The following is a 12,342-nucleotide window of genomic DNA, read 5'->3' as shown; positions in this document are numbered from 1 at the left end:
GTCCAGCCCGCGCGCGCCTATGTCAGCCGCGCCAAACTCTATGGCGTGGCGCTGAAACCAGGCCAGAAGGCGCTGGTGTTGGAGGCCGATCTGACCAATCGCACGGCGCAATCCGACAAGGCTTATTTCAACGTCTTCAAGCCGGACGGGATCGACCTGCCCGATTCCACGCCGATGATCGCGCTGGCCCGCGATTCGACGCTGACGCCGGAACTGCATCCCGGCATGACCGAACGCATGGCCTATGTCTGGCCGCTTGCCGGTAACGCCGCCGTGCCGGCAAATCTCAGCTTCGGCGTCACCGCCGAGATCTTCAAGCCGCGCGACAATCTTTACGGCACGCCGGGCTGGTTCAATTCCTATCGGCTCGGCACCGTCACCATGCCGGTCGCCGACCTGCCCGAGAGCGGCTCATGAGGATCCGCGCCATCGGCAATCTCCTGATCGTCGCCGCCACCGTGGTGCTCAGCTACGGCATGCAGGTGTCGAAGCCGCATTATGCCGAACTCACCGCGCCGATCCCCATTGATGGCGCCATGCACGACACGGTGCGGGCGCGCAGCTTCGATGTCCGCCTCGACAGAATGGTCTTTGCGCGCACGCTGAAGACCAACCAGTTCGGCCAGGAAAGGCTGCTGACCACCAGCGGACTGTGGGCGGTGGCAGCGACCAATCTCACCGCCACCAGCACCTCCACCACGGTCGCCGACGGCACCTGGCAAGGCCCGACCGGCCTGCGCTACCGCCAGACGGAGCGGCTCAGCTATCGCCAGGATATGCCGCCACATGCCGTCGATCCAGGGCTGGAGAGAAGCGGCCTGTTCGTCTTCGAGTTGCCGGCCGACCAGATCCGAGGCGCCAGCCTGCTTATCGCCGCACGTCAGTTCGGCCCGCTCGACGCCCAGGCTCGCATCAGCCTCGATGCCGTTCCGACCGGTGCCGATGGTCAACCGGCGGATGTCTTGCCGCTATACGATCTCGACGCTCCTGCACCGCCGCAGGGCCAGACACGGCAGGGCCAGACACGGCAGGGCAAGACATGAGCGCGGTTTCAACCGACATCGACCCAGCCGGCGGTGGCGAGAAAAAATGGCGACGGCGCGGTCTTGCCGCGCTCGCTATCCTGCTGCCGCTGACGCTGGCCGAAACCAGCTATGAGAGCATCCGTGAATGGCTGCATGGCGAGGACCTCATCGCCAGGGATGTCGAGTTTGGCCAAGGCGCGCCGTTCGGCGGCAGCGAATGGCGGCTGGCCGATTTGCGCGGCGGCAAGGCCGGCCGCTTGCCCGAGCATGCCTTGGCCGTCATCGCCACCTTCGCCGTCACGGTCGGCGATCCCGATCTGCAAAAGCAGTGGCTGGGCTGCAAGGTGATGCTGACCGACGCCGCCGGCCGCCGCTGGCTGCCCGACTTCATCTCCGGCGTCAGCCTGCCGGACGGCGTGATGAACTGCACCTCGGCGATCTTCTCCGGCGCCAAAAAGGGCGAAATCATCAGCGTCGGCGAGACCTTCATCGTGCCCGAGGATGCCATCGAGACCATCCGCCCAGCCATTGGCCTGGGCAGCGAGCGCCCCTGGTTCCTGCGTTTTCAGCGGCCGCCGAAGTGACAGCATCCTTCTCCCCGTAAAGAAAGCTCATTTCCCCGCCCGCTTCGCCATCGAAAACGCCGTCTCCAGCACGGCGGCGAGAAAGCATATGCGCAGCGGCTCGATCAGGATGCCGGTGGAGGAATCCTGGAACGGGCTGCCGAAGAGCAGCGTCACGGCATGCGAAAAAATCTGCCAGATATCGAGCTCGTGTGGACCGATCAGCCGCGTCGCGCCGAGCCACAGCCAGGCCGCGCCCCAGTCGAGCAACCGGTAGCCGACCACCAGCGTGCACAACAGCACCAGGCTGGCGCTGACCGTCAGCCGCACGCCGTTGGCGATCGGCAGATAGCGCGAGCGGTAGCCGGCGATGAAATGCTCGACGAAATCGCGCAGGAATTTCGGCAGGCCGGCATAGCGCCGGCCGGCACGCTCCAGCCGGCCATGCACGCGCATCAGGGCAGCATCGTCGCGCACATCATAGCCGTAGATCAGCGCCGCCATCACCAGCCAGATCAGCGGCAGGAGCATGAAGAAGAACAGGTTGATCGCAGCCGTCGACGGCGCGATCGAGGAGATCTCGACCGGCACCATGGGTGCGGCCGAGGCCATCGGCACCGGGTTTGCCAGCCCGTCCACCGATGCCTGCAGGGCCGACCAGAAATTGCGGCTCATCAGCCATTGCAGGGCCGAATCCTTCCATCGGCTGATCACGTAGAGACCGACGAAGATCCAGTTGGTCTCGCAGATCACCACCACGATCTGCCAGAACGACTCCGCACCTGTCTTAGCCTGCATGAATTTGGCCAGCCGGCGGATCAGCCAGGACACCGCCACGGAGACCAGCAGCCAGCGCGAGTCGAGCACGTCGAGCACATCAGCGCTCTGGCCGAAATCGGCCTGGTCGAGTGTTTCGCGCGAATACTGCCGCACGACGTCGCCCAGAAATCCCCAGGCGGCATAATAGGCGAAGAACGGCAGAAGCGCGATGGTGATCATCCGCACCAGCCGCGAGCCGCGCCGGTCAGCCTCGGCACCCGGCTTCGTTTGCGTCTCGGTGGTTGCGGCCTTGTCGGCGCCGCGCTGCGCGGCCACCACATGCGGCAGGCCGGGGCGCAGCACGTGGAACATTGCCACCGTCACCACCAGCTGCGCCAGCGCCACCAGCGTCAGCATCGCCAACCCGGCGAAGTGATTGGCCAGCGCCACCTTCGCCGCCAGCAGCATGAGGAGATCGCCGACCATCACGCCGGCCAGCACGAGTGCCATGAGCTGCGGCCAGAACCGCCGCAGCAGCGAAAAACCTAGGGTGATCGGTCTGATGATATCGGCAAACATGAGGTTCTCTCACGATGCCACCCGCCAAAACCTTTCTAGCAAAGCATGATTGTTTTGCAAGGAATGGGGCTCCCCTTCTCCAACAGAGGGAGAAGGGAGAACCGTCCCCCTCACCTTCTTACCCTCGACTTCAGCCACCGATCAAACGCCACCGCCAGGATCAGGATGAGCCCGATGACGATGCTTTGCGTGTAGGACGAGACGTTGTTGAACTGCAGCCCGTTCTGCAGCACGCCGATCAGCGCCGCGCCCACCACCGTGCCGCCGACCGAGCCGATGCCGCCGAACAGCGAGGTGCCGCCGATGACGACGGCCGAAATGACGGTCAGTTCGTAGCCGATGCCCGCCACCGCTTCCGAGGAGTTCAGCCTGGCCGACAGCACGAAGGCCGCGAGCCCGGCGAAGAAGCCGACAATGACGTAGACCGAGACCAGGATGCGGTCGACGCGCAGGCCCGACAGCCGCGCTGCTTCCGCATTACCGCCGACGGCATAGACGGCGCGGCCATAGCGCGTGTAGCGCAGCACGATGTGGCACAGGATGGCGGCCGCCGCGAAGATCAGCGCCGGCACCGGCACCGGGCCGATCAGCCCGGTACCGAACCAGCGCATCGAGGCGTCGAAGCCCGAGATCGGGCCGCCATTGGAGATGGTCAGTGTCAGCCCGCGAAACACCGTCAGCCCGCCCAGCGTGACGACGAAGGGCGGCACTTTCAGCCGGGTGATGACAAGCCCCTGCACGCCGCCGGCAGCGGCTCCGACGATGATGGCGGCCAGCAGCGCGGCGAACCAGCCGAACCCTTGCGTGCCGCTCGTCGACAGCGACAGCGTGTTGGCCGTGCCGCCCTTGGCGACCACGGCGGCGACCATGCCGCAGAAGGCGAGCAGCGAGCCGACCGACAGGTCGATGCCGGCGGTAAGGATGACGAAGGTCATGCCGAGCGCGATCAGCCCGGTGATCGAGATCTGCCTTGTGATGTTGAACAGGTTGATCGGGTCCATGAAGCTCGGCTTCAGCACCGTGAAGACGATGATCAGCGCCACCAGGAACAGCAGCGGCCCGAAGCTCATCAAAAGCCGCGCGAAGTTGATGCCGCCGCGCTGATCCTGCTCCCCCGCCACGCTCATAGTGTCTCCTTGCGGTCGAGTGCCATCAGTTCCATCAGTCTTTCCTCGTTTGCTTCGACGCCCGGCATCTGGCCGGTGATGCGTCCGCGGCGCATGGTGACGATGCGGTCCGAAACCGCCAGCACCTCGGGCAGTTCGGACGAGATCATCATCACCGCAATGCCGCGCGCCGCAAGCTGCACCAGGATCTGGTGCACCTCGGTCTTGGCGCCGACATCGACGCCGCGCGTCGGCTCGTCGACGATCAGCACTTTCGGATCGCGCGCGAGCCAGCGCGCCAGGATCACCTTTTGCTGGTTGCCGCCCGACAGGCCCTCGATCGCCTGCTCGGCCGAAGCCATGCGGATCGACAGCATCTTTCGAAACCCGGACAGCGCATCGCGCTCGCGCCGCTCGGCCATGAAGCCGAAACCGTTGCTGAAGCTGCCCAGCGAAGCGATGGAGAAATTCGGCAGGATGCCCAGCGCGGCAAAGATCGCCTGGTGCTTGCGGTCCTCCGGCACCAGGCCGATGCCGAGGGCAATGGCGTCCGCGGGTGATGACGGGGCGATCGGCTTGCCGTCGAGCGTGATGGTGCCGGCCGCGATGCGGTCGGCGCCGAAGATAGCGCGCGCCAGTTCGGTGCGGCCTGAGCCGACAAGCCCGGCAACGCCGAGGATTTCACCGGCCTTGAGGTCTATGTCGACGCCGTCGAGCACGATGGCGTGCGGCGCCTCGGGGTCGCGCACAGTGCGCAGGCCGCGCACCGACAGCACGACATCGCCGGCCACCGCGCGTTGCGCCGGCCGGGCGTAGAGCTCGGACGCCGCGCGGCCGACCATCTTCTCGATGATTTTGGGCAGCGCGATCGGCCCGCCTTCACGGTTAAGGTGGCCGGCAAGCCTGCCGTCGCGCAGCACCGTCATGCGATCGCATATGGCGGACGCTTCCTCCAGCCGGTGGGTGACGAACATAATGGCGACCCTGTCCTTGCGCAGCCGGTCCATGATCGACAGCAGCCGCTGCACCTCGGTCTCGGTCAGCGCCGAGGTCGGCTCATCCATGATGATCAGCCGGCTTTCCAGCGACAGCGCCCGAGCAATCTCGACCAGTTGCTGCTCGGCCACGGACAATGCCGAGACCGGCGTCATCGGGTCTATGGAGAGACCGACGCGGGCGATGATCGTGCGGGAATCTTCCTCCATCTTGCGCCAACTCACCAGCCCGAGCGGGCCGATCGGCGCGCGGCCGATGAAAATGTTCTCCGCCACGGTCAGCGTCGGGATCAGGCTCAGTTCCTGATAGATGGTGACGATGCCAAGCCGCTTGGCATCCTGCGGGCTGGAGGGATGATAATCGGCACCGTCGAAAGTGATGCGGCCGCCCGATGGCGGCATCACACCCGACAGGATTTTCAAGAGCGTCGATTTGCCGGCGCCGTTTTCGCCCAGCAGGCCGAGGATCTCGCCGGGGCGGATATCGAGCGAGACATCGCTGAGCGCCGTCACGCCGGCGAAATGCTTGGTGATGCCTTCGACGGCAAGCAGGATGGGTTCGGGCGAGGCGGCTTCAGCGGCTGGCGGCAAGGGTGGCTCCTTCCATGCAGTTGATGTCGCCTGTCAGCGCTTGAACGCCCCCCTCTGTCCTGCCGGACATCTCCCCCTCAAGGGGGGAGATTGGCTGTGTCACCGGCGACACCTTTTCTTTCAACATTTGGGAACTGGCGAAAGCAGGAGGAACAGTCGATCTCCCCCTTGAGGGGGAGATGTCCGGCAGGACAGAGGGGGGCGCTGTCCCGCCGGCTTTGCCAATCGGCCGATCCCCGCCAAACCCCTACTTCGTCTCGCCAATCCGCTCTGCCTTGTCGAGATTGTCCTTGCCGATGACGATTGGCGTCAGCAGCACCAGCTTCTCCTTCGGCTCGGTCTTGTCCTTGGCAAAGGCCACCGCGATGCGCACCGCAGTGCGCGACTGCTCGCCGGGGAATTGCTCGACGGTGCCCGCAAGCTTGCCGTCGCGCACGGCGACCAGCGCTTCGGGCAGTGCATCGAAGCCGTAGATCTTGACGTCGGTGAAGTTGCGCGCGGCACAAGCCTCCATGGCGCCCAGCGCCATGTCGTCATTGGCGCAGACGATGGCGTCGGGTTTGCCGTTGGCGGCAAGGCCAGCCTCGGTCACCGACAGCGCCTCGGCGCGGGCGAAGTTGGCGGTCTGCTCGAAGACGATCTGATACTTGTCCTTCAGAGGATCGAGCACATTGTGCACGCCCTTGTTGCGGTCGATCGCCGGGCCGGCGCCGGGCTGGCCCTGCAGATGGAACAGCTTGGCACCGTTGGGAAACGCCGCCACCACGGCGTTGGCTTCCGCCTCGCCGCCCTTCACATTGTCGGCGCCGACATGGGCGAGGATGCCCTCGACGCCGTCTACGCGGCGGTCGATCGTCACCACGGGAACGCCGGCCTTGACCGCTTCCTCGATGGCCGGCGCCAGGGCGTTGACGTCGAGCGGCGAGATGACGATGGCGTTGACCTTCTGCACCAGGGCGGCCTCGATGTCGGCGGTCTGCTTGGTGGCCGAGTTCTGGCCGTCGCTTTCGGTCAGATTGACGCCTTGCGTGGCGGCTTCCGCCTTGATCTCGTTCAGCATGTGCACGAAGAACGGAAAGCCGAGACTGGGCACCGAGCCAAGGATAGTGAGCTTGTCCTGCGCAAACACAGAAGGCGCGGCAACCATCATGGCGCCGAAAGCCGCGGACGACAGCAGGAATTCACGTCTGTTCATGGGATCCTCCTCCACAAGAACGCACGACCCGAAAACCGGGATCGGTTTCAGGAAGGATCATGCGTCGGTTCAAAGTGTGGAGCATCCTCCCTGCGCCCGAAAACGCATGCCGCTCCAGCTGGCCGCCGCTGTAAAAAGAGCCTCCCACCGACGCCTGCGCAGGGATGCTAACCCAGGGCCAACCATTTGTGCAACATCGATATAACAGCGGTGCCAGGCAAATTATCGGAATTGTCGGATTTTGGATTTCCGGCGTGGGGGCCGCTTTGTCGGAAGACCTCCAATGCAAGGCCGCCCCTCTGCTTCTCAATCCAGGAACGCCAGAACACGCTGCCAAAGCAGCGCCGCGGCTGTGTCGTTGTAGTCGGGCAGAGCTGGATCCGAGAAATAATGTCCCGAGTTTGGATAGCGGAAGATCCGCACATCGGTTTGCGCGGCCTCGGCGGCGTGCTGCCAGGCGCGGACATCCGGCTCGGGGAAGAACGGATCGGTGTCGGCGACATGCAATTGAACCGGCAGGCCGGGCCGGATGTTCGCAGGCACGGTTGCCAGCCCATGCAACAGCAGCACCTTGGCCGTCAGCGGCCGCAAGGCCCAGACTGACGCGACCACGCCTGCACCCATCGAAATCCCCGCCAGCACCGTATCGCCGGGCGTCGAGGCCAGGGCATCGCGCGCCCTTTGGCAAATGACCTCCCAGCCGATCCGCGCCTTGATCGCGAAGCCTTGCTCGAGATCGTCCGTCGCCACGCCCGCATAGAGGTCCGGCAGCGAAACGGCGTGACCGGCGGCGCCCAGCTTTCCAGCGAGATGCCGCTCGTGCTCGCGCAGCCCCAGAACCGAATGAAACAGGATTATGTTCGCGGACATCCGGTCATGATACCTGCCGGCACATGCCGTCTCAACGGCTGGGTACGTCATGAGGCGTGCGGCTTCCATTCTCCCGGCGTGGCACTACTTTGGACTGAACCCAAAGCACTCGACTGGAGAACAACATGAAGCCGCAAATCATCTGCCATATGCTGGCATCCCTTGACGGCAGCCTCCACCCCAGCCGCTATACCTCGAGCCCCGATGGCACCCGGGCCGAGTGGTCGAGCCTCTACGAGCATATCCATAATGATCTCGCGGCTGATGCCTGGATCGTCGGGCGCGTCACCATGGCCGAGATGAGCAAGGCCGGCGCGCATCCGCCGGCCAATGCCGGCAAGGTCGACCGGCCCTATCATTTCGCGCAAATAGGTGCGGGTTATGCCGTGGCGCTCGATGCCTCGGGCAAGCTTCATTTTTCCAAACCCGACATCGGTGGCGACCATGTCGTGGTGCTGCTTGGGCGCGACGTTGCCGACAGCCATTTGGCAGAGCTTGCCGCCGACGGCGTGTCCTATATCGTCGCGGAAACCGGCGATATCGATCTCGCCGCGATGCTTGAGGTCCTCGGACGCGAACTCGGCATAAGCCGGCTGCTGCTCGAGGGCGGCGCCAGCATCAACGGTTCCTTCCTCGCCGCCGGGCTCGTCGATGAATTGAGCCTTCTCGTTGCACCCGCGATCGACGGACGGGCCGCCAATCAGGGTTTCGTCGAGTTCGGCGAGAGCGGCCTGGCGGGCAAGACGCAGCTGTCCCTGAAGAGCTGCGAGGCGCTGGCGCATGGGCTCGTCCATCTGCGCTACGCGGTCAGCCCTGGAGCATAATCCCGAAAGGTCGCGGCGTGGCCCAGGGTCTCCGCGACGGGGCTGACGAAGTCAGAGACTTCGGCTCACCTCGAGCGTTGCTAAGCGCATCAATACCGCATGGCGTCGAGATCGGCGATCAGCGTCGGGCCGGTGGGGTGCCAGCCGAGCCGTGCCTGGGTCAGAGCGCTGGAGGCCGGCAGATCCATCGGCGCGAACATCGCCATCCAGCCGAAATGCTCCGCCGCCTTTTCCGGCGCAATGGAAACCACCGGCAATTTCAAACCCCGGCCGAGCGCCTCGGCGATAGCGCGCACTTCGACACCTTCCTCGCCGACCGCGTGATAGCGCGCGCCCGGCTGCCGCTTTTCCACGGCGAGCCGGTAAAGCCGCGCCGCATCGAGGAGGTGGCCCGCGGAGTAGCGATTGCGGCCGTCGCCGACATAGGCCGAGACGCCCCTTTCACGCGCGATCTCGATGAGCGGCGTGATAAGGCCTTGCTTGACCGGATTGTGGACCTGCGGCAGCCGCACCACCGACACATTGATGCCGGCGTCCAGCAAGGCATTGCCGGCCAGCTCCGAGGCGATGCGCGGATTGGGATGGCTGGCGTTGAAGACGTCCTCGATCGCCAACTGGCCATGCCCGGGGCTGCCCATGCCGACGCCAGAGGTGATCACCAGCGGCCGGTCGGAGCCGGCGAGCGCGGCGCCCAGTGCGGCGATGACGCGTTTGTCCTTTTCGCAATTCTCGGCAAACCGCGAAAAATCGTGGTCGAATGCCGTGTGGATCACGCCGTCCGCCTTGGCCGCGCCATCGCACAGCCCTTCGGGCTCCTCGAGCGTTCCGCGATGCACTTCAGCACCGGCGGCGGCCAGCGCCTCGGCGCCGGCGTCGGAGCGGGTCACGCCGACCACCTGATGGCCTGCCTTGATGAGTTCGGGAACGATCGCGGAACCGATGAAACCGGTCGCGCCGGTGAGAAAGATACGCATGCAAAATCTCCTGTACAGTTGCCTGCGTAATATTGCCGGTCTATTATTCTATTAAAGTAGTGATCTTATCGTGGTATAATGGCTAACAGGATGCCTTCCAATTCCGGCTCACTAGCAGCGTTCCTCAAAGACCGGCGCACCCGGCTTGATCCCGCATCATTCGGGTTTTCCGGACGCAGACGCACGCCGGGGCTGCGCCGCGAAGAGGTCGCACAGCGCGCCAACATCAGCCCGACCTGGTACACATGGCTGGAACAGGGCCGCGGCGGCGCACCCTCGGCCGATGTCCTCAACCGCATCGCCAAGGGGCTGCTGCTGACCGAGGCGGAGCGCGAACATCTTTTCATGCTCGGGCTGGGGCGCCCGCCCGAGGTCCGCTACAGGGGCGTCGAAGGCGTCAGCCCCCGGCTGCAGCGCCTCATCGACACGCTCGATGCCAGCCCCGCCATAGTCAGGACCGCCACCTGGGACGTCGTTGCCTGGAACCGTGCCGCGAGGGTCGTGCTGACCGACTACAGCACCCTGCCCGAGGGCGAGCGCAACATTCTGCGCTTCATGTTCCTCAGTCCCCATATCCGCGCCAGGCAGCACGACTGGCAAAACCTCGCCCGTTTCGTGGTGGGCGCGTTCCGGGCCGATGCGGCACGCGCCGGTGCTGTCTCCGAGGTGCGTGAACTCGTCGACGAACTCTGCAGCGCCAGCCCCGAGTTTGCCGCCCTGTGGCGGGAAAACGGCGTGCTCAGCCATGGCGACGGGACAAAGCGCCTGAAGCACCCGGAACTTGGCGATATCGAACTGGAATATTCGGGCTTCGCGGTCGACGGCCGGCCGGATTTGAGCCTGACCGTCTACAACCCGGTCGACAGCGCCGTCGCCGACCGTATTCGCACGCTGGCCCTCACCCGACACCCCAAAGAGTAAGGGCGGGACGACCTATCCGCTGCGATGACTCCCGCCCGCTCTCAAGCGCGCTCGCAGACCGCCTTCAGGATCTGCAAGGTCGGTCCCCAGTAGAGATTGGCGTGCGGACGGATCGCCGGTTCGGCGAAGTCGCTGAGCGTCAGTGTCAACAGTGTTCCCCCATCCGCCGGCGCCAGGTCGAAGCTGACCACGGTGTGATTTTCGGGCACGTCCGCCAGACGCGAGGCCGACAGCGTGCTCCAATAGCTGTAGGCGAAGCTCATTCCCGGCTCAAAAGTGCGGATGGTGCCGTGGTTTTCGAACGGTATTCCGTGCAGCAGTCCGCGCATGACGATCGCGCCGCCGGCCTGCCCTTGCAGGCTGACGGTCAACTCCTCGTCGGACATCCATTGCGGGATCATTTCTGGCGTCGTTAGTATCCGCCAGACCTTGGCCGGCACGGCACCGATGACGACGGTCTTGGTTATCGGCGCAGCGGACTCACTCATGGGGTGCAGATTATAGCGGATGCGGCGGCGACAATATCGCTGTTCCAGGCGGTACGGATGCCGCCATTGCCCCTTGCCCTGTATAGGAAGACAGCACCACGCTTGCGAAGCCATTGCAGCCCGTGGCATCTGTCGGCTCCACCAGCGCAGACGGCACCATGACACCACGGCAGACACGGCAGAGCGGCAGGCAGGGGGCGCCCGGCGTCAGTCTCAACCGGGCGCTGTCGAAGCTCGGCCTGTGCTCGCGCACACAGGCCGAGGTGCTGATCGCCGAAGGCCGCGTGCGCGTCGGCGGCAAGGTGGTGCGCGATGCGGCGCTGCGCGTCGACCTCGACCGCGACCGCATCGTCGTCGACGACAGGCCGGTGGTTGCCGAGCGCAAGGTCTACCTCATGCTCAACAAGCCGCGCGGGCTGGTCACCACCCGCGACGACCCGCAGCAGCGCGACACCGTCTATGCCTGCCTGGAAGGGCTCGATCTGCCCTTCGTCTCGCCGGTAGGCCGGCTCGACAAAGCCAGCGAAGGCATGCTGCTGATGACCAACGACACCCGGTTTGCCAACCGGCTGATGGACCCGGCCTCGCATCTGCCCAAGACCTATCACGTGCAGATCGGCACGGTGCCGGACGAGGCGATGCTGGAGACGTTACGCGCGGGCGTGACCGTCGACGGCGAGACCCTGACCGCCAGCTCGATCGAACTCTTGCGCAGCGGCGGCCGCACCGCCTGGCTGGAGATCGTGCTCGACGAAGGCCGTAACCGCCACATCCGTCGCCTGCTCGCCGCGCATGGCGTCGAGGTCCTGCGCCTCATCCGCATCGCTATCGGCCGCCTGCCGCTCGGCGACCTCGCCAAGGGTACGGCACGGCATTTGACAGCAGAAGAGTTGGCGCTGCTGAGGGGGTAAGCAGGGCGTGCCGCTGGTGCAGGCGCACGGCGATCCTTCCTGACGGAAAGCTGTCAGCAGGCCTGGCCTATAGGTCGGATGGGAGCCGGCCACGGCTTCAACGATCAGGGAGCCAATGCAATGAATTTCGTCTCCGTCCGCATCATCACGTCGGACGTCCAGCGTCTCGTTCACTTCTACGGTGAGATCACCGGCATGCCCGTGACGGTGTACACGGAAGACTTCGCCGAACTGGCGACGCCGACCTGCACGCTGGCGATCGGCAGCACGCGCACCTTGATGCTGTTCGGCGGCGACATCGCCCGCCCCGCCGACAACCACACCGCCATCATCGAGTTCCGCGTCGGCGACGTCGATGCTGAATTCGCCAGGCTCTCGGACCTCCTCAGGAATATCACTGTGCAGAAGCCGACCACCATGCCCTGGGGCAACCGCTCGCTGCTGTTTCGCGACCCTGACGGCAATCTGGTGAATTTCTTCACGCCGGTAACCGCTGAGGCGATCAGGAAATTCGACAGATAGGCGTAAGCGGCGCCGCTGG

Annotated in this window: 14 protein-coding genes; 7 read left to right on the top strand and 7 right to left on the bottom strand. The window is 65.1% G+C overall.

Annotation, left to right across the window (positions count from 1 at the left end; translation table 11 throughout):
- The 3 genes from EOC83_RS21935 to EOC83_RS21925 all read left to right on the top strand — a co-directional run.
- Positions 1 to 417: hypothetical protein (locus EOC83_RS21935; RefSeq protein ID WP_127224516.1), on the top strand; the 417-nt coding region annotated here is incomplete at its 5' end.
- Positions 414 to 1,043 carry a hypothetical protein gene (locus tag EOC83_RS21930; protein ID WP_063168643.1) on the top strand — a complete coding sequence of 210 codons (630 nt, stop codon included), beginning with the start codon at positions 414 to 416 and terminating at the stop codon, positions 1,041 to 1,043. The genes EOC83_RS21935 and EOC83_RS21930, both read left to right, overlap by 4 nt.
- Positions 1,040 to 1,609, top strand: coding sequence for a hypothetical protein (locus tag EOC83_RS21925; RefSeq protein ID WP_013530578.1), 570 nt, complete (start codon positions 1,040 to 1,042; stop codon positions 1,607 to 1,609). Before EOC83_RS21930 ends, EOC83_RS21925 begins: the two co-directional genes overlap by 4 nt.
- Positions 1,610 to 1,636: 27 nt before the next feature.
- Here EOC83_RS21925 and EOC83_RS21920 read toward each other — a convergent pair whose 3' ends face one another.
- From EOC83_RS21920 to EOC83_RS21895, 5 genes are all read right to left on the bottom strand, one after another.
- Positions 1,637 to 2,926, bottom strand: a complete 1,290-nt coding sequence (locus tag EOC83_RS21920) for a hypothetical protein (RefSeq protein WP_063168644.1) — start codon at positions 2,924 to 2,926, stop codon at positions 1,637 to 1,639.
- 110 nt (positions 2,927 to 3,036) lie between these two features.
- Positions 3,037 to 4,053, bottom strand: coding sequence for an ABC transporter permease (locus EOC83_RS21915; protein WP_013530576.1), 1,017 nt, complete (start codon positions 4,051 to 4,053; stop codon positions 3,037 to 3,039).
- Positions 4,050 to 5,618, bottom strand: coding sequence for a sugar ABC transporter ATP-binding protein (locus EOC83_RS21910; protein WP_063168645.1), 1,569 nt, complete (start codon positions 5,616 to 5,618; stop codon positions 4,050 to 4,052). Before EOC83_RS21910 ends, EOC83_RS21915 begins: the two co-directional genes overlap by 4 nt.
- A 247-nt stretch (positions 5,619 to 5,865) precedes the next feature.
- A complete protein-coding gene (locus EOC83_RS21900; RefSeq protein WP_013530574.1) occupies positions 5,866 to 6,813 on the bottom strand; it encodes a substrate-binding domain-containing protein in 948 nt (315 codons plus the stop codon).
- 306 nt (positions 6,814 to 7,119) lie between these two features.
- A complete protein-coding gene (locus EOC83_RS21895) occupies positions 7,120 to 7,683 on the bottom strand; it encodes a dienelactone hydrolase family protein (protein WP_024501764.1) in 564 nt (187 codons plus the stop codon).
- Between the two features lie 125 nt (positions 7,684 to 7,808).
- Between EOC83_RS21895 and EOC83_RS21890 the strand changes: the two genes are divergently transcribed.
- Complete coding sequence (locus EOC83_RS21890) at positions 7,809 to 8,507, top strand: RibD family protein (RefSeq protein WP_063168646.1); 699 nt, start codon at positions 7,809 to 7,811, stop codon at positions 8,505 to 8,507.
- 89 nt (positions 8,508 to 8,596) lie between these two features.
- On the opposite strand, the gene EOC83_RS21885 is transcribed toward EOC83_RS21890, so the two are convergent.
- Positions 8,597 to 9,481, bottom strand: a complete 885-nt coding sequence (locus tag EOC83_RS21885; RefSeq protein ID WP_063168647.1) for an SDR family oxidoreductase — start codon at positions 9,479 to 9,481, stop codon at positions 8,597 to 8,599.
- A gap of 78 nt (positions 9,482 to 9,559) precedes the next feature.
- Here EOC83_RS21885 and EOC83_RS21880 point away from each other — a divergent pair, with 78 nt between their 5' ends.
- Entirely contained in the window at positions 9,560 to 10,402 is an 843-nt protein-coding gene (locus tag EOC83_RS21880) for a helix-turn-helix transcriptional regulator (protein WP_063168648.1), read from the top strand.
- Positions 10,403 to 10,443: 41 nt separating this feature from the next.
- On the opposite strand, the gene EOC83_RS21875 is transcribed toward EOC83_RS21880, so the two are convergent.
- Positions 10,444 to 10,890: an SRPBCC domain-containing protein gene (locus EOC83_RS21875; RefSeq protein ID WP_063168649.1), complete on the bottom strand. Its 447-nt coding sequence runs from the start codon at positions 10,888 to 10,890 to the stop codon at positions 10,444 to 10,446.
- Positions 10,891 to 11,048: 158 nt separating this feature from the next.
- On the opposite strand from EOC83_RS21875, the gene EOC83_RS21870 reads away from it, so the two are divergent.
- Both EOC83_RS21870 and EOC83_RS21865 read left to right on the top strand, forming a co-directional pair.
- On the top strand, positions 11,049 to 11,801 hold the full coding sequence (locus EOC83_RS21870; protein WP_063170295.1) for a pseudouridine synthase: 753 nt from the start codon (positions 11,049 to 11,051) through the stop codon (positions 11,799 to 11,801).
- Between the two features lie 120 nt (positions 11,802 to 11,921).
- Positions 11,922 to 12,323: a VOC family protein gene (locus EOC83_RS21865; protein ID WP_013530567.1), complete on the top strand. Its 402-nt coding sequence runs from the start codon at positions 11,922 to 11,924 to the stop codon at positions 12,321 to 12,323.
- The last annotated feature ends 19 nt before the right edge of the window (positions 12,324 to 12,342 follow it).

Origin of the sequence: Mesorhizobium sp. Primo-A (assembly GCF_003997175.1) — a bacterium.
Taxonomy (GTDB): Bacteria; Pseudomonadota; Alphaproteobacteria; order Rhizobiales; family Rhizobiaceae; genus Mesorhizobium; species Mesorhizobium ciceri.
The sequence above is the reverse complement of the archived record's forward strand: the minus strand, read 5'-3'. Positions and strand labels throughout refer to the sequence as shown.

Excerpts from the sequence above, each read along its gene's own strand:
- EOC83_RS21930 (WP_063168643.1), top strand. The coding sequence starts at position 414 with ATGAGGATCCGCGCCATCGGCAATCTCCTGATCGTCGCCGCCACCGTG.
- EOC83_RS21925 (WP_013530578.1), top strand. The coding sequence starts at position 1,040 with ATGAGCGCGGTTTCAACCGACATCGACCCAGCCGGCGGTGGCGAGAAA.
- EOC83_RS21920 (WP_063168644.1), bottom strand. The coding sequence starts at position 2,926 with ATGTTTGCCGATATCATCAGACCGATCACCCTAGGTTTTTCGCTGCTG.
- EOC83_RS21915 (WP_013530576.1), bottom strand. The coding sequence starts at position 4,053 with ATGAGCGTGGCGGGGGAGCAGGATCAGCGCGGCGGCATCAACTTCGCG.
- EOC83_RS21900 (WP_013530574.1), bottom strand. The coding sequence starts at position 6,813 with ATGAACAGACGTGAATTCCTGCTGTCGTCCGCGGCTTTCGGCGCCATG.
- EOC83_RS21895 (WP_024501764.1), bottom strand. The coding sequence starts at position 7,683 with ATGTCCGCGAACATAATCCTGTTTCATTCGGTTCTGGGGCTGCGCGAG.
- EOC83_RS21890 (WP_063168646.1), top strand. The coding sequence starts at position 7,809 with ATGAAGCCGCAAATCATCTGCCATATGCTGGCATCCCTTGACGGCAGC.
- EOC83_RS21885 (WP_063168647.1), bottom strand. The coding sequence starts at position 9,481 with ATGCGTATCTTTCTCACCGGCGCGACCGGTTTCATCGGTTCCGCGATC.
- EOC83_RS21880 (WP_063168648.1), top strand. The coding sequence starts at position 9,560 with ATGGCTAACAGGATGCCTTCCAATTCCGGCTCACTAGCAGCGTTCCTC.
- EOC83_RS21875 (WP_063168649.1), bottom strand. The coding sequence starts at position 10,890 with ATGAGTGAGTCCGCTGCGCCGATAACCAAGACCGTCGTCATCGGTGCC.
- EOC83_RS21870 (WP_063170295.1), top strand. The coding sequence starts at position 11,049 with ATGACACCACGGCAGACACGGCAGAGCGGCAGGCAGGGGGCGCCCGGC.
- EOC83_RS21865 (WP_013530567.1), top strand. The coding sequence starts at position 11,922 with ATGAATTTCGTCTCCGTCCGCATCATCACGTCGGACGTCCAGCGTCTC.